Genomic DNA, 17740 nt, shown 5'->3' with positions numbered 1-17740 from the left:
CGGCTCAGCCGTGGGCGTTCCTCGTGCAGCAGAGTCGGGTCAGCGCTCGACGAGCGTGATCTCGAACGTGTAGAGGTCGGGACGATAGCAGTGGCGGCCGTACTCGACCGCGCGGCCCGTCGCGTCGAAGGCGACGCGCGACATCGTGAGCACCGCGGCACCGCCGGAGAGATCCAGCAGGCGCTCCTCTTCACGCGAAGCCGTGCGCGCACCGATGCGCTGCTTGGCGATGCGCATCGTCACGCCGCGGGCCCGGAGGAGCTGGTAGAGCCCATGCTGGACGAGCTCGTCCTCCGTCAGCTCGACGAACGGCTCCGGCAGCACGTTGTCGAGGATCGCCAGCGGGACCCCATCCGCGCTCCGAAGGCGCGAGATGTGCAGCGTCGGGCTCCCCACCTCGATGCCGAGGGTCTCGGCGAGCTCTGGGGTCGCGTCCTCCACCCGTCGCGAGAGGAGCGTCGTGGTGGGCTTCTGCGCCGAGCGCTCGAGGTCCTCGAAGAGGCTCGTCAGCTCGACGTTGCGAGTCACCGGGCCGTGCACGACCTGCGTGCCGACGCCCCGGCGGCGGACGAGCAGGCCCTTGTCGACGAGCTCCTGGATGGCGCGCCGGACGGTCGGGCGGGAGAGACCGAGGCGATGCCCGAGCGAGATCTCGTTCTCGAGCTTGGATCCGGCCGGAAGCGTGTCGTCCCTGATGGCCTTCTCGATGCGCTCCGACACCTGGTGGTACAGGGGCACAGGGCTCGAACGGTCGATGCCGACGAACAGCCCGAGTGGGAGTCGGGCCTCGCCTGTTGCTGCAGCTTCATTGCTCAATGGCGCACTCCTCGGACGACTTGATGACGTGACAATGCTACTCGGGCGACGGAGAGTTCTCTCCGTCGCCCGCGGCGAGGCGGACACGCCGCCCCGAGAGCTTGTCGCTAGCCGCGCCCCAGGTACTTCTGGAGCTGCTCGAGCTCGGCCTCGTTCGGCTGACCATCACCGGCCGCCTGGCGCCCGAAGCCCGCGCCACCGAACGCGCCGCCTGGACGCTTCGGAGCCGACGCCTCCTCGATGGCCTGCTGGGCGCGCTTTGCCGGGTTGCCGCTGCGCTTGCCCTGCTGCTTCTTCTTCCCGCCCTTCGCGGGAGCCTTGCGTCCGCCGTGCTGGCCCGGGATGGGACCCATGCCCGGGATCTGCGGGGTGCCGCCGCGGGCGACGGTCTTCATCATCTTCGCCGCCTGCTCGAAGCGCTTGACGAGCTCGTTGACGTCGGTGACCGTGCGACCGGAACCGCGGGCGATGCGAGCACGGCGCGAGCCGTTCAGCAGCTTCGGGGTCTGGCGCTCGGCCTTGGTCATCGACTGGATGATGGCCTCGGTGCGGACCAGCTCGCGCTCGTCGAAGTTCTCGAGCGCCTCCTTCATCTGGCCCATGCCCGGGAGCATGCCCATCATCTTCTTGAAGTTGCCAGCCTTGCGCAGCTGCTGCATCTGCTTCAGGAAGTCGTCGAGCGTGAAGTTCTCGGTCGCGAGCTTCCCGGCGATCTCCATCGCCTCGTCCTCGTCGAAGGCCTTCTGGGCCTGCTCGATGAGGCTGAGGATGTCACCCATGTCGAGGATGCGCTTGGCCATGCGGTCGGGGTGGAAGACCTCGAAGTCGTCGAGCCCCTCACCGGTCGACGCGTACATGATGGGGCGCCCGGTGAGCTGCGCAACCGAAAGGGCGGCACCGCCGCGGGCGTCGCCGTCGAGCTTCGAGAGCACGACACCCGTGAAGTCGACGCCCTCCTGGAAGGCCTTGGCCGTGGCGACGGCGTCCTGGCCGATCATGGCGTCGATGACGAAGAGCACTTCGTCGGGGCTCGTGGCGCGGCGGATGTCGGCCGCCTGCTTCATGAGCTCCTGGTCGACGCCGAGGCGTCCGGCAGTGTCGATGATGACGACGTCGTGCAGCTTGTCCTTCGCGAAGCGGACGGCATCCGTCGCGACGCGAACCGGGTCGCCGACGCCGTTGCCCGGCTCGGGTGCGTAGACCTGCACGCCGGCCTGCTGGCCGACGACCTGCAGCTGCGTGACGGCGTTCGGGCGCTGCAGGTCGGCGGCGACGAGCAGCGGCGTGTGCTTCTCGCCCGCGAGTCGCTTCGCGAGCTTGCCCGCGAGCGTCGTCTTGCCCGCACCCTGCAGACCGGCGAGCATGATGACCGTCGGCGGCTGCTTCGCGTACTCGATCTGGCGGGTGTCTCCGCCGAGGATGCGCACGAGCTCCTCGTTGACGATCTGCACGACCTGCTGCGCGGGGTTGAGGGCGCGATTGACCTCGTCGCCGAGGGCGCGCTCGCGCACGTGCGCGGCGAAGTCCTTGACCACGGGAAGCGCGACGTCGGCTTCGAGCAGGGCGCGACGGATCTCGCGCACGGTGCCGTCGACGTCGGCGGGCGTGAGCTTGCCCTTGGAGCGGAGGCCGGCGAGCGTCTGCGTCAGCCGGTCAGAGAGGTTCCCGAAAATGGCCATAGTCCGCCCATTTTAGCTGAGGCCGGGGAGTCTGGTGTGCGGGGTGGCCTGAGAGAAGCACAACTGGGATCATCGGAGCATGACCAGCGCTGCTCCCCTGATCCTCCCCTTCGAGGGCAAGACCCCCCGCATCCACGAGACCGCCTGGATCGCGCCTGGCGCCGTCATCATCGGCGACGTCGAGATCGGCCCCGAGTCCTCGGTCTGGTACGGCTGCGTCCTGCGAGCGGATGTGGGCGGCCGCATCGTCATCGGCGCACGCTCGAACCTGCAGGACGGCACGGTGGTGCACGTCGAACACGACGTCGACACGATCATCGGGGACGACGTGACGGCGGGCCACCAGGCGCTCCTCCACGGCACGACGATCGCGAACGGATCCCTCATCGGCATGAAGGCGGCGTGCCTGTCCCGCTCGGTGATCGGCACCGGGGCGCTCGTGGCTGCCGGCGCCGTCGTCCTCGAGGGTGCGAGCATCCCCGACCGCGTGCTCGCCGCCGGCGTGCCCGCGAAGGTGCGACGCGAGCTCACACCGGAGGAGAGCCAGGCGTTCATCCCGCACGCCGCCGGCTATGTCGCCCTCGCGAAGCGCCAGAGTCCCGCGAGCGCGGCCGTGACGCTCGGCGAGGCGCGTGGCGGCGAGGAGACGTCGACGCGCCAATAGGCTGGGGGCATGGTCTTCCTCGCAAGCATCGCGCTGCTCGTCGGCGCCGTCTTCAACGTCGTCGTCTGGCCCTCGTTCTACCGGCGAGTCTCGAATGACCCGCGGGCTCGCGACGAGAACGGACGCCCGACGCGGTTCCTCACGGTCCACGCCGTCCTGGTGCTCGCGGCTCTTGTCATCGGCATCGCCCAGGCACTGCTCGGCATCCTCCTGCTGACGAACTGACGAACTGACGAGGCGAGCGGAGACCGGACACCGCTGACCCGCGTCGCCGCTCGCGGACCGAGGCCCGACGGGCACGGAGCGCCAGCACAGGCTGCTCGGCTTGACTGGTTGCATCCCTCGTCGACCGATTGGCCACCGTCATGACCAAGCGCACCGCTCCCCTGCTCGCCCTCGCCGCCGTCGCAGCGCTGACGCTCGCCGGATGCGCGCCGACGCCGGAGCAAGCCGAGCCGAGCGCCTCCGCGTCGGCGAGCCCGCCGCCAGCATCCACGACCCAGGCGCCGCCAACGACACCCGAGGCGGCCGGGGAAGAGGCCGGCCCCGTCGCCCCCGTCGGCGACCCCCGAGTGGTCACGACCGGGCTCCAGGCGCCCTGGTCTGTCGTCGAGCTCGAGACCGGCGACTTCCTCGTGAGCGAGCGCGACACGGGGCAGATCGTCGAAGTGTCCGCCGACGGCTCGAACCCCAACCGCGTCGTCACGACCATCGCCGACGTCGAGCCCGGCGGCGAGGGCGGCCTGCTCGGCCTCGCCCTCGCCGGCACGAGCGACGACGAGGCGCAGTGGCTGTACGCGTTCTACACGGCGGCCTCGGACAACCGCATCGTGCGCTTCCCCCTCACCTGGGAAGGCGGCGTCGGCGTCGGCAGCCCGGAGGTCGTCGTGGACGGCATCGCGAAGGCTGGCAACCACAACGGGGGCAGGCTGGCCATTGGGCCGGACGGCTACCTGTACGCGGCGACCGGCGACGCATCCCAGACCGAGCTGGCGCAGGACCAGAACTCGCTCAACGGCAAGATCCTGCGCATGGAGCTCGACGGCTCCCCCGTCGCCGACAACCCCTTCGGCAACCGCGTCTACTCGATGGGCCACCGCAACCCGCAGGGCCTCGCGTTCGATGGCTCCGGGGCACTGTGGGCGAGCGAGTTCGGGCAGAACACCTGGGACGAGCTGAACAGGATCACGGCGGGCGGCAACTACGGCTGGCCCGTCGTCGAGGGGCAGAGCGACGACGCCACGTTCGTGAACCCCGTGCTGCAGTGGTCGACGAACGAGGCAAGCCCGAGCGGCCTCGCCTACTCGCGTGACACCCTCTTCATGGCGGGGCTCGGCGGAGAGCGGCTCTGGAAGATCGCCATCCCGGAGGCGTCGGAGGCGAGCGACGAAGCGCTCTACGTCGACGAGTTCGGCCGGCTCCGCGACGCGGTCGTGACCTCCTCCGGGAGCCTGCTCGTGCTCACGAACAACACCGACGGGCGCGGGTCACCGCGCGACGGTGACGACACGCTCCTGGAGTTCACGCTCGACGCATCCTGACCCGCTCCGCGCCGGGGACACGCTCAGCTCGCCGCGGGCGCTGGCTCCGCCTTCGGGTTGCGCACGCCGAGCCACGAGCTGAGCGCGCCGGCGAACAGCAGACCCGCCGTGACGAACATGAGCGGCTGGAAGCTGTCCACGTCGATCGTGCCCCCGGCGATGACGCCGATCATGGCGATCGCGACGAGCCCGGCCACGCGGGAGATGGCGTTGTTCGTCGCCGAGCCGATGCCCGACTGCGCCGTCGGCACGGAGCCGAGGATGGCGGACGTGAGCGGCGCAACCGTCATCGAGAGGCCGAGGGAGAAGACGAGCACGCCGGGCAGCACCTGAGTCCAGTAGTTCACCTCGGCGCCGAGCCCCGAGTACAGGAGGGTGCCGACACCCGCCAGGATCGGCCCGGCCGTCATGAAGAGGCGCGGCCCGAAGCGCCCGCTCAGCGAGCCGAACCACGACGAAAGGGCGACGTTCGCGATCGAGGTCGGCAGCGTCGCCAGCGCCGCGAAGGTCGCGCTGAACCCGGCGACCTGCTGCAGGAAGATGGCGAGCACGAACCCGCCGAGCGACAGTGCCGCGTAGACGAAGACCGTGGCGATGTTGCCGGCCCAGAAGTTGCGGATGCGGAACAGCCCGAGCGGCAGCATCGGATGGGGCGCGCGGGCCTGCCAGACGAGGAACGCCGCGAAGCTCAGCAGGCCGAGGACCAGCGGCAGGAGCACCACGGGACTCCCCCACCCGTAGTTGCCCTGCTCGATGAGCGCGAACACCGGCCCACCGAGGCCCAGGAATCCGAGCACCGCGCCGAGCACGTCGATGCGGCCACCCGAAGGCGCGTCGAAGCCGGCGCCGAGGCGGGTGAGCATCCACAGCGTCACGAGGATCGGGATGACGTTGATGCCGAACACGAGCCGCCACGTCAGGTAGTCGGCGGCGAGGCCGCCCAGGAACGGGCCGGCGAGGAATGCCGCGCCCGTCCACGCCGTCCAGGTGCCGATCGCCTTCGCCTGGGCCGCGTCCCGGAATGCCGAGATGATGAGCGCCAGCGAGCTCGGGACGAGCAGCGCACCCGCGACCCCCTGCAGCGCCCGCGCGACGATGACGAACTCGGGAGTCGGCGACAGCGCGATGGCGACGCTCGTCACCCCGAAGCCGATGAGCCCGAACCGCAGGACCGAGATGCGCCCGAACACGTCGGATAGCGAGCCCGCGAGCAGGATGAGCGAGCCGAGGGTGATGAGGTACGCGTCCACGATCCACTGCTGCGTGCCGAGACCGCCACCGAGCTCCGAGACCATCGCGGGCAGCGCTACGTTCGTCACCGACCCGTCGAGGAAGGCGACGAAGGACGAGAGGATCGCGATGACGAGGATCTGGCGCTGCTGGCGGGTCACGAGGCAGACAACCCGTCGCGGTCCACATTCCTTCCGCGATCCCGCGAATCTGAGGATTTGTCTCGCGGCATGGGAAAACCGAGCGCGTTACACGCTTCGGGCGTCTTCGGGATGCCCCGCACCGTCTGAGTCCCGCTGTGCATCCGCTGCCATTCGGCGCAGGATCGACGGCCGCAGCAGCTCGAAGCGCAGCAGCTCCGGCAAGGGCTCGTCGCGGAACACCGGGAGGCTCTTCCACCGCAGCGCGCTGGCGACGGCGTTGGCCGCGACCGCGACGACGACGTAGATGGCGCCAATCCAGGTGAGCGACGGGAAGGCGAAGGACACCAGGAGCCCAGCACCGATGAGACTCGCCATGGCGAAGGCCTTCACCGGCCACGAGGTCACGGGTACCGTCCCGAGCGCGAGGAACACGCCGCCGCCGCCCGCGAGCACCACCGCGAGCGCGTAGGCAAGAAACACGAACAGCCCATCCGTCATCATGAGCGACCTCCTCGGCACGTGGCCTGAAGCGTACTCCGAGACGCCGACAAGCCGGTGAGCGTCTGTGCCGCCCAGCTCGCGGGGAGCCGCGGTGCGGAAGTGGAGCTGCGCTAGCGCCTCGGACCCCGCTGTCGCCTGGCGCCGGGGTCGGCGCCGCGCCCGCCCTGCCTGCGGCGCCGGTCGTCCTCCAGCTGCACCGCATCCGCGGCCATCCGCCGCAGGATGTCCGGGCGCAGCAGGACAAGTCGGAACAGCTCAGGCAGCCGGGCCCCGCTGAGCTGCGGGAGCCTCCGCCACCGGAGCGCGCTTGTCACCGCGTTCGCGCCGACGACGACCAGCGCGAAGACCACGCCGATCCACGGCGGCGAACCCAGGTCGGACAAGATCAGCAGCACCCCGCCGAGCAGGCTCGCCATCGCGATCACCGTCACCAGCCACGACCGGACCGGCACCCCGCCGACTCCGAGCAGGACCCCGCCGGCTCCCGCGAGGGCCACCGCGAGCGCGGACGAGAGGACAGCGATCATTCCGTCGGGTTCCACAGCAGGCTCCTCCTTCTCCTCCGCGGAGGGAGTCCACCAGACTCCCTCCCCTCATCGATCAGCCGACGAGCTTCTCCGCGAACACGTGAGGTGTGAAGCCGGCGAGGTCGTTGATGCCCTCACCCTGGCCGATGAGCTTGATGGGCAGGCCCGTGCGCTCCTGCACGGCCAGCACGAAGCCGCCCTTGGCGGATCCGTCGAGCTTCGTCACGACGAGGCCCGTCACGCCGGCATGCTGGATGAACGCCTCGGCCTGCGCGACACCGTTCTGCCCCGTCGTCGCGTCCAGGACGAGCAGGACCTCCGAGATGGGGGCGAGCTTCTCGACCACGCGGCGGATCTTCGACAGCTCGTCCATGAGGCCGCTCTTCGTCTGCAGGCGGCCAGCCGTATCGATGACCACCATCTCGAGCCCCTCTCGCATGGCGATCTCCACCGCCTGATAGGCGACGGAGGCCGGATCCTGGCCGTGCTGCTGCGGGCGCACGATGCCCGCGCCGGCGCGCTGCGCCCACGTCGCGAGCTGGTCCACGGCGGCCGCGCGGAACGTGTCGGCCGCCGCGACGACCACCGTGCGGCCGTTGATGCGCAGGAAGTTCGCGAACTTGCCGATCGTCGTCGTCTTGCCGACGCCGTTCACCCCGACCACGAGCGTCACCGCGGGACGCTCCCGGAGGTTCAGCGTCGTGTCGAACTTCGACAGACGCTCCTCGATGAGCTCGCGGAGCATCCGCTTCAGGTCCTTGGGGTCCTCCGTGTGGAACCGATCGACCTGGTCGCGCAGCTGCTCGACGATCTCGTCGGTGATGTCGGGCCCGAAATCGGCCGTGATCAGCGCCTCCTCGAGGTCGTCCCACGTCGTCTCATCGATCTTCTGCCTGCCGAACATGCCGCGCAGAGCGCCGGACAGTGACCAGGGAGTGCGTTCAGCCATGTGCCAAGCGTAGTCAGCGCTCTGACACCATGGGAGTTCGCCCCTCAGCCAACGGCAGAATCCTGAACAGGCAGCGGGCGGAATCCTCGAACGGAGCACTATGCGCATCGGCCTCATCCGCCACGGCGAAACCGACTGGAACGCGACCGGACTCCTGCAGGGAGCCACCGACATCCCGCTGAACTCCCGGGGCCTCGACCAGGCGAACGACGCGGCTGGGCTGCTCGTCGGCCAGGGCTGGAGCCACCTCTACAGCTCCCCGCTGTCGCGTGCGCGAACCACGGCCGAGATCATCGGCCAGGGCACTGGCCTCGGAGCCCCCACGCTGCTGCCCGGCATCATCGAGCGCAGCTTCGGGGAGCTCGAGGGGCAGAAGTACTGGATGCCGGACGGCACGCGTCGTCCGCTCGATCACCCGAGCATCGAGCCGACCGGCGTCGTCGTCGAGCGGTCGCTGGCCGCCATCGCGCAAGTCGCCGCAGCGCACCCCGACGAGGACTCGCTCATCGTCTGCCACGGCAGCGTCATCCGCCTCGTGCTCACCTCGATCCTCGGTGCCCAGGCTCCCCACATCGGAAACCTCGCCCTCAGCATCCTGCGCCCAGGCGCCGATGGGGCCCTCGTCGTCACCCTCCTGAACGGCTACCCACTCGTCCCGACCCCGTAGCCGCCCCTCGCCTTCGCTCACAGCTTCGATCCCGCCCCTGGTGCCGCCCCTCTCGCGGTGTACTATGAGCTTCGTTGAAGGGGAGTATTCCTCCTGCGGCGCGCTCGTCATCACGGCGACTGTCATCAGTCACCCGGGCGCGTCGGTCGGTTTCTGCCGACGGAAGAGACCTTCGGCCGATTCGCCGAACTCACCCCTCCGGAGGACCCGTGGACGTTCCCATTTGGATCTGGGCGGTGACCATTGCCGTGGTCATCGGCTTCTTCGTATTCGACTTCTTCACGCACGTGAAGACGCCGCACGAACCGAGCCTCAAGGAAGCCGGCTGGTGGTCGATCTTCTACATCGCGCTCGCCATCGTCTTCATGGTCGCGCTCGGCTTCGTGTGGGACTGGCAGCACGCGGGCGAGTTCATCGCCGGCTACACCACTGAGAAGGCGCTGTCCGTCGACAACCTCTTCATCTTCCTCATCATCATGACGAGCTTCAAGGTGCCGAAGATCGCGCAGCAGAAGGCGCTGCTCATCGGCATCGCCATCGCGCTCGTCATGCGCTTCGCCTTCATCATCGCGGGCGCCGCGATCCTCGAAGCCTGGGTCTCCGTCTTCTACATCTTCGCCGCCTGGCTGCTCTACATGGCCGTCAAGCAGGCCATCGACTCCTTCAAGGACGAAGAGCCCGAGATGCCCAAGTGGGTCGGCCTCGTGCGCAAGATCATCCCCGCCAGCGAGCACTACGACGGCGACAAGTGGAAGATCCTCGAGAACGGCAAGAAGGTCTGGACGCCGCTCATCCTGGTCATCGTGGCCCTCGGCTTCACCGACCTGCTCTTCGCGCTCGACTCCATCCCCGCCATCTTCGGCATCACGCAGGAGCCCTACCTCGTCTTCATGGCGAACGCGTTCGCGCTCATGGGCCTTCGCCAGCTGTACTTCCTCATCGGCGGACTCCTCGAGCGTCTGGTCTTCCTCGACCTCGGCCTCGCGTTCATCCTCGGCTTCATCGGCGTGAAGCTCATGTTCCACGCCCTCCACGAGAACGAGCTGCCGTTCATCAACGGCGGAGAGCCGCTCCTCTGGATCCCCGAGATTCCGATCTGGCTGTCGCTCACGTTCATCTTCGGCGTGCTCATCGTCGCCACGATCGCGAGCATCATCTACACCCGCGCCAAGGGTGACGACGCACCGAGCACCGTCGGCTCGGCGGCTGGCGGCCCGGAGGCCGCTGCTGCAGGCGTCGAGGGCACCACGCCGGACGCTGCGGAGGCCACGGACGCGGCCCCCGTCGCGAGCAGCGAGCCCGACCGCCGCTAGTCGGGGCCCGACAGACACCAGCAACGCCGAAACCGGATGCACGCGCCAGTCGCGAGCATCCGGTTTCGTCGTCTGTGCTGATGGGAGCGGTCTGTGCTGATGGGAGCGGTCTGTGCTGATGGGAGCGGTCTGTGCTGAAGGGAGCGAGGGAGCCGCGAGAGCGGGGACCTGTGCGCCCTCCGGTGCCCCGCTGCAGACCTGGGGTCCGCGCATCCGCGTGCCTCGCTGTGGGTGCGTGACCCCCAGGTCTGCGGACGCACTGGCACAAACCTGTGGCACACGCACCTGGACTCGGCCAGCCGCCTGCGCAAGCCCCCGGTCTGCAGACGCGCCAGCACAGACCTGTGGCACACGCACCTGAGCTCAGCCAGGCGCGTGCGCAAGCCCCGGGTCTGCAGACGCGCCGGCACAGACCTGTGGCACAGGCACCTGAGCTCAGCCAGGCGCGTGCGCAAGCCCCCGGTCTGCAGACGCGCCGGCACAGACCTGTGGCACATGCACCGGGCCCCGGCCAGGCGCGTGCGCAAGACCCAGGCCTGCGGATGCACTGGCACAGACCTGTGGCCCAAGCACCGGAGCTCAGCCAGGCGCGTGCGCAAGCCCCAGGCCTGCGGACGCACTGGCACAGACCTGTGGCACAGGCACCTGGCCTCGGTCAGGCGCGTGCGCAAGCCCCAGGCCTGCGGACGCACTGGCACAGACCTGTGACGCACGCACCGGAGCTCGGTCAAGCGGGTGCACAAGCCCCAGGTCTGCGGAACGTCTCGAGGACACCCCTGGCGTGTGGCCGGAGTGCCGCCGCGCTTGGCAGGCAGCGCCCGGCAGGCAGCGCCCAGCAGGCAGCGCCCGGCGCGCGGCTTAGAGCCGCGTGACCTCGGTGACGCGCACGATGGCCTCGCCCGCCTCGTGCGACTCGGCGAGGTCCACCTCGGCGCGGATGCGCCAGTCGTGGTCGCCCGCCGGGTCGTCGATGATCTGCTCCACACGCCACACGCCGCTCCAGAGCCCGCCGGACTGGCGCCCCTCGGAGTCGTCGATCGTGAGGAGCTTCGGCGACCTGGCGGCCGCATCCACCCCCATCGTGTCGTGGTCGGCGAAGTAGTCGTCGAGGGCCTTCGACCAGTCGACGTCGGGGTCGAGCTCGCTGAGCGCCTCGTCTCGCTCGAGGGCCGCGAGCTGCACGCGGCGGAACATCTCGTTGCGCACGAGCACCGTGAAGGCGCGGCGGTTGCCGACGACACTGGGGGGCGCGGGAGGCACGACCGGTTCGTCGCTCGCGGCCTGCTGCTCCGGGTCGACGAGGGAGGCCCACTCGTCGATGAGGCTCGAGTCGACCTGGCGGACGAGCTCGCCGAGCCACTCGATGATGTCGAGCAGCTCCTCTGTCTTCGCCTCGTCCGGCACCGTCTGGCGGATCGCCTTGTACGCGTCGCTCAGGTAGCGGAGCACGAGCCCCTCGCTGCGCATGAGCTGGTAGAAGTTCACGTACTCCGCGAAGCTCATGGCCCGCTCGAACATGTCGCGCACCACGGACTTCGGCGAGAGCTCGAAGTCGCGCACCCACGGCTCGTGCTGCGCGAACAGCTCGAACGACTGGGCGAGCAGGCCCTCGAGCGGCTTCGGGTGCGTGATCTCCTCGAGTCGCTCCATGCGCTCGTCGTACTCGATGCCGTCGGCCTTCATCTGTGCGACCGCCTCGCCTCGCGCCTTGAACTGCTGCTGCGAGAGCACGGGGCGCGGGTCGTCGAGGGTGGCCTCGATGATGCTGACCACGTCGAGCGCGTAGTGGCCGGATCCGACGGCGCCCTCGCCGCTCGTGTTCTCCTCGGAGCCGCGGTCGCCGGGGGCAGCCTCCGCCTCCGGGTCGAGCAGCTCGATGGCGGCGAGCGCAAACGGCGACAGGGGCTGGTTGAGGGCGAAGTTCGCCTGCAGGTCGACGGTCAGCGTGATGCGACCCTGCCGGCCGATCTCGACGATGCCGGCCGTCACGAGCGTGCGGAAGATGCCGATCGCGCGCAACGCCAGCTCCCGCTGACGGGCAGGCTTCTCGTGGTTGTCGTAGACGAGTCTCTTGGCGTTGCCGAAGACGTCTCCCCCACGAGCGATGACGTTGATGATCATCGACGCCGTGATGTGCATGTGCGAGGTGAGCGGCTCAGGCTCGGCAGACACGAGCTTCTCGAACGACTTCTCACCCCACGAGACGAAGCCCTGCGGCGCCTTCTTCTTGACGATGCGCTTGCGCTTCTTCTCGTCGTCGCCGGCCTTGCGCACGGCTGCGGCATTCTCGATCTCGTGCTCGGGCGCCTCGACGACGACCGTGCCTGCCGTGTCGTAACCCGCGCGTCCGGCACGCCCCGCGATCTGGTGGAACTCGCGCGCCGAGAGGTGCCGCATCCGCTGCCCGTCGAACTTCGCGAGCGCCGTGATGAGCACCGTGCGGATGGGCACGTTGATGCCGACACCGAGGGTGTCGGTTCCGCAGATGACCCGGAGGAGCCCCTTCTGCGCGAGCGTCTCGACGAGGCGTCGGTAGCGGGGCAGCATGCCGGCGTGATGCACGCCGATGCCGGCGCGCACGTACCGGGACAGCACCTTGCCGAACGCGGTCGTGAAGCGGAAGCCGCCGATCGCATCGGCGATGGCATCGCGTCCGGCCCGGTCGACGACCTTCAGGCTCGACAGCGCCTGCGCGCGCTCGATGGCGGCCGCCTGCGAGAAGTGCACGATGTAGATGGGCGTCTTGCGCTCCTCCACGAGCTTCTCGACGGTCTCGTGCGTCGGCGCGACCACGTACGAGAAGTCGAGCGGCACGGGGCGCTCGACGCCCGTCACGAGGGACACGTCGCGCTGCGTGCGCCGCTCGAGGTCCTCGACGATCTCGGTGACATCGCCGAGGGTCGCCGACATGAGCAGGAACTGCACGTCGGGCAGCATGAGCAGCGGCAGCTGCCACGCCCACCCGCGATCGGGGTCGCCGTAGTAGTGGAACTCGTCCATGACGACCTGGTCGACGTCGGCGTCGGAGCCCTGGCGCAGGGCGAGGTTCGCGAGGATCTCGGCGGTGCAGCAGATGATGGGCGCGTCCGGGTTCACGGAGCTGTCGCCCGTGACCATGCCCACGTTCGCGGCGCCGAAGATCTCGACGAGGGCGAAGAACTTCTCGCTCACGAGCGCCTTGATCGGCGCCGTGTAGTAGCTGCGACCACCCTGCGCGAGGCAGGCGGCATGGGCCGCGATCGCGACCAGCGACTTGCCCGTGCCCGTCGGCGTCGAGAGGATCACGTGCGCCTCGGAGACCAGCTCCATGACGGCTTCCTCCTGCGCCGGGTACATCGTAATGCCGCGGCTCGTCGTCCACAGCTCGAACGCCTCGAACATGGAGTCCGCGTCGTACGGGTCGGGCAGGAGCGTCACGAGGCCCAGCTTGGGCTCGGGGATGGCGGGGGCTGGGGCGGAGGTGCCGTCGACGGAAGTCATTGCCTCCATCGTCCCACGCCGGGCGCGCCGCGGGCTGCGGGGGCGCGGGCGCGGGCGGCAAGAGGCAGGCAGGCAGACAGGCAGCCAGGCAGACAGGCGGCCGCGGCCGCGGGGCGGCGCTCAGGCGGCGGGCTGGTCCTCGGTGCGGTGGATGCGCTGGCCCACGACGGCAGACACGCCGTCCTGCCGCATCGAGACGCCGTAGAGGGCGTCGGCGATCTCCATCGTGCGCTTCTGGTGGGTGATGACGATGAGCTGGCTGGACGCGCGGAGCTCCTCGAAGACCGCGAGGAGTCGACCGAGGTTGGCGTCGTCGAGGGCGGCCTCGACCTCATCCATGATGTAGAACGGGCTGGGCCTGGCCTTGAAGATGGACACGAGGATCGCGACCGCCGCGAGCGAGCGCTCGCCGCCGGAGAGCAGCGAGAGGCGCTCGATCTTCTTGCCGGCCGGCCGCACCGAGACCTCGATGCCGGTCGTGAGCATGTCGTCGGGGGCGGTGAGCGTGATGTCGCCGGAGCCGCCGGGGAAGAGGATCGGGAAGACCGTGTGGAACGCGGCTCGGGTGTCTTCGAAGGCGGCCTCGAAGACGGTGCGCATGCGCTCGTCGATGTCGCCCACGATGCGCAGCAGGTCGGCCTTCGTCGCGGCGAGGTCGTCGAGCTGGTCGGCGAGGAACGCGTGCCGCTGCTCGAGCGCCGCGAACTCCTCGAGCGCCAGCGGGTTGATGCGGCCGAGTGTGGACATCTTGCGCTCTGCCGCGGCGAGACGCGCCTGCTGCTCCGCGCGAACGAACGGCACGCCCACGAACTCCTCCTCGGCGTCCCCCTCGAGAGTCGCGGCGAGGTCGTCGTCGAGCTGCTCCGCGAGCGCGGGGACGGCCCCGGCCGAGATCGCTGCCGCGGCCTGGGCAGCGGTGCTGCTCTCGACCTGCTCGGTGGTGGCGTCGGAGTGCTCGGCGCTGTCGGTGTCTGTGGCGCTGGCGGCGCTGGATGCGCTCGGCTGGCCGGCCGCGTCAGCGGCCTCGCCCTCCCCCACGGCCTCGACTACGCCGCTCGCCGCCGCCGAGTCCTCGGCTCCTGCGGCCGCCTCGCCCTCGCCCGCAACCTCGTGCCTGGCTCGCTGCTCGGCGAGCGCGGAGGCGATGCGCTCGGCCTTGGCGCGGAGCGCGTCGTCGTCCGCCGGCACGAGCTGGTCGGGACCGTACTCGGCGACGAGGACCGCCTCGGCGAGGCGCAGCTCGCTCGCTGCCCGCTCGAGGGTAGAGCGCAGGGAGCTCTTCTTCTCGTAGATCTGCAGCTCGATCAAGTGCACGTCCTCGGTGATCTCGCTGAGGCGCGCTCGCAGCTGCTGCTCCGTCTGGCGGAGCTGGCCGAGCTCCTCGTGCTGGGCGGCGCGCTCGCGCTCGGCTTCGGCGAGCTGCTGCTGGGCTTCGGCGAGCGACGCCTGGACGGCGGCGGTGAGGCTCGGGATGGCGGCGAGCACGCGCTCGGTCTGGGCGAGTTCGGCGCGGCGCACGACCGTCTCCCTGGCGGCCTTGTCGGCAGCCTGGCGGTCGGCGTCGAGCTGACGGACGAGGGATTCGGCGCGGAGCCGCTCGCTTCGGGACCGCTCGCGCAGGGTCTCGAGCTGCAGCCGGGCCTCGACCTCGGCTTCGCGGGCACGTTCGACGGCGGCGTTGGCGTCGACACGCGCTGAGGAGTCGAGCTCGGGGCGAGGGAGGGCTTCGTGCTCGGCGAGCGCCGCCTTCGCGGCGAGCGCCGCCTGCTCTGCGGCTTCGACGCCGCTCGAGGCGAGGTCGAAGGCCTTCGCGGCGCGCGCGAGCTCGGCGCTGCCCGCATCCACTCGCGCGCTGGCCCGGTTGAGCTGCTCTCGTTCGGCGGCGAGGGCGCCGTCGAAGGCGCGGAGGGCGTCGAGCGTGCGCTTCGCCTCGGCCTTCGCCGCCTGCGACGCGGCCCGGTGCTCGGCGAGCGCGAGCGCGGCCTGGTCGAGTTCGTCCGTGACCACGGTGAGGCGTGCGGATGCTCGGTCGCGGGCGGCGAGCAGCTCGAGGCGGCTGGTGCCCTCCTCCGCGAACCCGCCGCGGAGTGAGGTGCTCGTGACGACCTCGCCTGCTCTGGTGACGACGGTGAGCCCCGCGCCTGCGGGGGCCGCGGCTCCCGAGGACACCAGCGCGGCCATCGCCGCGCGTGCCTCGTCGAGCGTCTCGCTGACGTGCACGTGGGCGAGCAGGGCGGTGATGGCGGGTGGCCCCTGCACCAGAGCCGCCGCGGGGCGGAGCCCCTCTGGCAGCGCCGGGTTGGTGGAACCCGCCTGGACGGGCCCGCCCTCGCCGAGTTCGGCGACGATCTCGACGAGCCCGAGCTTCTCCCCCGTGGCGTGGGCGAGCACTCGGAACGCGGCATCGGCGTCGCTCGCGAGGACCGCATCGGCCGTCGAGCCGAGGGCGGCGGCGATGGCGGCCTCGTAGCCCTCGTCGATGCGGAGGTGCTCGGCAACGGGACCTTCGACCCCCTCGAGGCGTGCGGCGAGGAGCGCGGCGGTGCCGTCTTTCGCGGCTGTCGCGAGGGTGAGCGCCTGCACGCGCGCCTGGAGGGCGTCGCGCTCTCGCTCGAGCTCGTGGGCGCGGGTGCGTCCGGCGTCGAGAGCCTGCTCTGCTTCACGCTGTGCCGCCTCGGCGCGCTTGTAGGCGGCGTCGAGCTCGCTCGAGTCGGAGGCGCTCTGGACTGCGGTCGCGTCGAGCTCCTCCTTCGCCTTCGTCGCCTGCGCGAGGCGGTCGCTCGCAGCATCGCGCGCGTTGCGCTGCCTGAGCACCTCGCCCCGCACGGACGCCAGCTTCGAGGCGGCAGTGTCGGCGGCGCCGCGCAGCTCGCTGCGGCTGAGGTCGTAGGCGGAGATCCGGGTCGCCTGGGCCTGGATCTCGACGTCGATGCGGTCGAGGGCGGCACGCGCATCCTGCGTGGCGAGCTTCGTCGCCTCCCAGAGCGCCTCGGCCTCGGCGGCACGCCCCGCGAGCGCTTCCGTCTCCCGGCGTGCTGCGTCAACGACCTCGAGGGTCACGGTCGGCACGAACGCCGGCGATTCGAGGCGCGAGACGAGGAGTCCCTTGCGCTGCGAGGCGAGCGCGTTGAGGTTCTGAATGCGTTCGCGCACGCTCTCGAGGTCGAACACGACGCGGCGCGCACCGTCGGCAGCGTCTCCGCGATTCTCGGCGGCGAGCAGCTCGGCCCGGTTGAGGGCGGCCGTGAGCTTCTCCTGCAGCACGACCCGCTCCTCGGAGCGCTCCTGCTCGATGCCGGTCGCGAGCCGGAGGGCCGCACGCAGCTGCACGACGTCGTCGGCGAGCAGACGCGCCTTCGCGTCGCGGGCGATGGCCTGGATGCCCTGCGCTCGCCTCGCGATGTCGGCCTGCCGGGAGAGGGGTTTCAGCTGCCGGCGCACCTCGTTCGTGAGGTCACGCAGGCGCGTGAGGTTGGCCTCCATGGCCTCGAGCTTGCGCACCGTCTTCTCCTTGCGGCGGCGGTGCTTGAGGATCCCGGCTGCCTCCTCGATGAAGCCTCGGCGCTCCTCCGGCGTCGCGCGGAGCACGGCGTCGAGGCGTCCCTGCCCGACGATGACGTGCATCTCCTTGCCGAGACCGGTGTCGCTCAGCAGCTCCTGCACGTCGAGCAGCCGAACGCCGTCCCCGTTGATGGCGTACTCGGAACCGCCGTTGCGGAACAGGGTGCGACGGATCGTCACCTCGCTGTACTCGATGGGGAGCATCCCGTCGGCGTTGTCGATCGTGAGCGTCACCTCGGCGCGGCCCAGCGGCCCGCGGGTCGCGGTTCCGGCGAAGATGACGTCCTCCATCTTGCCGCCGCGGAGGCTCTTCGCGCCCTGCTCGCCCATCACCCAGGCGAGCGCATCCACGACGTTTGACTTGCCTGAGCCGTTCGGCCCGACGACGCACGTGACCCCGGGCTCGAGCGCGAGCGTCGTCGGCTGCGCGAACGACTTGAAGCCCTTCATCGTGAGGCTCTTCAGATGCATGCGCGCTCGCTGGCCTCTCGCTGGTGGTCGGACATCGCTCGTGGGTCGGTCTGGCTGAGGTGGTGGTCGGGGTTGGCTGCGTCGGTCGGGATGGGCTGGTCGGGCGGGATGGGCTGGTCGCTCACTCCGGCGCGAGTGCGCCTTGGATCGTCGCGCTGGCGGGGCTGTCGACGCCTTGACCTGACAGCTACGGTACCG

The 17740-nt window shown here is 70.2% G+C and carries 14 protein-coding genes; 5 read left to right on the top strand and 9 right to left on the bottom strand.

Going from position 1 to position 17740, the window contains the following annotated elements; genetic code table 11:
* Nucleotides 1-39 precede the first annotated feature (39 nt).
* The gene (locus ITJ61_RS15935) at nucleotides 40-816 is read right to left on the bottom strand and encodes a GntR family transcriptional regulator (RefSeq protein WP_104240639.1); all 777 of its coding nucleotides are present in this window, start codon (nucleotides 814-816) and stop codon (nucleotides 40-42) included.
* A 107-nt stretch (nucleotides 817-923) separates the two neighbouring features.
* Complete coding sequence (gene ffh / locus ITJ61_RS15930; protein WP_104240638.1) at nucleotides 924-2495, bottom strand: signal recognition particle protein; 1572 nt, start codon at nucleotides 2493-2495, stop codon at nucleotides 924-926.
* 79 nt (nucleotides 2496-2574) lie between these two features.
* Here ffh and ITJ61_RS15925 point away from each other — a divergent pair, with 79 nt between their 5' ends.
* From ITJ61_RS15925 to ITJ61_RS15915, 3 genes are all read left to right on the top strand, one after another.
* Nucleotides 2575-3159 (top strand): gamma carbonic anhydrase family protein, encoded by a 585-nt coding sequence (locus ITJ61_RS15925; protein WP_194686817.1) that lies wholly within the window; start codon nucleotides 2575-2577, stop codon nucleotides 3157-3159.
* Between the two features lie 9 nt (nucleotides 3160-3168).
* Nucleotides 3169-3384 (top strand): SCO4848 family membrane protein, encoded by a 216-nt coding sequence (locus ITJ61_RS15920; RefSeq protein WP_104240636.1) that lies wholly within the window; start codon nucleotides 3169-3171, stop codon nucleotides 3382-3384.
* A 140-nt stretch (nucleotides 3385-3524) separates the two neighbouring features.
* Nucleotides 3525-4700 (top strand): PQQ-dependent sugar dehydrogenase, encoded by a 1176-nt coding sequence (locus tag ITJ61_RS15915; protein ID WP_194686816.1) that lies wholly within the window; start codon nucleotides 3525-3527, stop codon nucleotides 4698-4700.
* Between the two features lie 23 nt (nucleotides 4701-4723).
* On the opposite strand, the gene ITJ61_RS15910 is transcribed toward ITJ61_RS15915, so the two are convergent.
* The 4 genes from ITJ61_RS15910 to ftsY form a co-directional block, all read right to left on the bottom strand.
* On the bottom strand, nucleotides 4724-6091 hold the full coding sequence (locus tag ITJ61_RS15910; RefSeq protein WP_194686815.1) for an MFS transporter: 1368 nt from the start codon (nucleotides 6089-6091) through the stop codon (nucleotides 4724-4726).
* An 87-nt stretch (nucleotides 6092-6178) separates the two neighbouring features.
* Nucleotides 6179-6574, bottom strand: a complete 396-nt coding sequence (locus tag ITJ61_RS15905; protein ID WP_194686814.1) for a hypothetical protein — start codon at nucleotides 6572-6574, stop codon at nucleotides 6179-6181.
* Nucleotides 6575-6684: 110 nt separating this feature from the next.
* Nucleotides 6685-7116 carry a hypothetical protein gene (locus ITJ61_RS15900; RefSeq protein ID WP_194686813.1) on the bottom strand — a complete coding sequence of 144 codons (432 nt, stop codon included), beginning with the start codon at nucleotides 7114-7116 and terminating at the stop codon, nucleotides 6685-6687.
* Nucleotides 7117-7174: 58 nt separating this feature from the next.
* The gene (ftsY, locus tag ITJ61_RS15895) at nucleotides 7175-8050 is read right to left on the bottom strand and encodes a signal recognition particle-docking protein FtsY (RefSeq protein WP_104240632.1); all 876 of its coding nucleotides are present in this window, start codon (nucleotides 8048-8050) and stop codon (nucleotides 7175-7177) included.
* A 100-nt stretch (nucleotides 8051-8150) separates the two neighbouring features.
* Between ftsY and ITJ61_RS15890 the strand changes: the two genes are divergently transcribed.
* Together ITJ61_RS15890 and ITJ61_RS15885 are read left to right on the top strand one after the other, a co-directional pair.
* Entirely contained in the window at nucleotides 8151-8717 is a 567-nt protein-coding gene (locus ITJ61_RS15890) for a histidine phosphatase family protein (protein ID WP_104240631.1), read from the top strand.
* A 209-nt stretch (nucleotides 8718-8926) separates the two neighbouring features.
* Nucleotides 8927-10030 carry a TerC/Alx family metal homeostasis membrane protein gene (locus tag ITJ61_RS15885; RefSeq protein ID WP_194686812.1) on the top strand — a complete coding sequence of 368 codons (1104 nt, stop codon included), beginning with the start codon at nucleotides 8927-8929 and terminating at the stop codon, nucleotides 10028-10030.
* 858 nt (nucleotides 10031-10888) lie between these two features.
* Here the strand turns inward: ITJ61_RS15885 and ITJ61_RS15880 are convergent.
* The 3 genes from ITJ61_RS15880 to ITJ61_RS20150 all read right to left on the bottom strand — a co-directional run bounded on the left by ITJ61_RS15880 (nucleotide 10889) and on the right by ITJ61_RS20150 (nucleotide 17667).
* Nucleotides 10889-13510 carry a DEAD/DEAH box helicase gene (locus ITJ61_RS15880; RefSeq protein WP_104341558.1) on the bottom strand — a complete coding sequence of 874 codons (2622 nt, stop codon included), beginning with the start codon at nucleotides 13508-13510 and terminating at the stop codon, nucleotides 10889-10891.
* 120 nt (nucleotides 13511-13630) lie between these two features.
* Nucleotides 13631-17542 carry an AAA family ATPase gene (locus ITJ61_RS15875; RefSeq protein WP_194686811.1) on the bottom strand — a complete coding sequence of 1304 codons (3912 nt, stop codon included), beginning with the start codon at nucleotides 17540-17542 and terminating at the stop codon, nucleotides 13631-13633.
* The gene (locus ITJ61_RS20150; protein WP_258064793.1) at nucleotides 17533-17667 is read right to left on the bottom strand and encodes a hypothetical protein; all 135 of its coding nucleotides are present in this window, start codon (nucleotides 17665-17667) and stop codon (nucleotides 17533-17535) included. The genes ITJ61_RS15875 and ITJ61_RS20150 overlap by 10 nt, the downstream gene beginning before the upstream one ends.
* Between the last annotated feature and the right edge of the window lie 73 nt (nucleotides 17668-17740).

The sequence above is a fragment of the Pseudoclavibacter sp. VKM Ac-2888 genome (assembly GCF_015351285.1).
Classification (GTDB): domain Bacteria; phylum Actinomycetota; class Actinomycetes; order Actinomycetales; family Microbacteriaceae; genus Pseudoclavibacter.
This window is presented reverse-complemented; position numbering and strand designations above follow the sequence as displayed.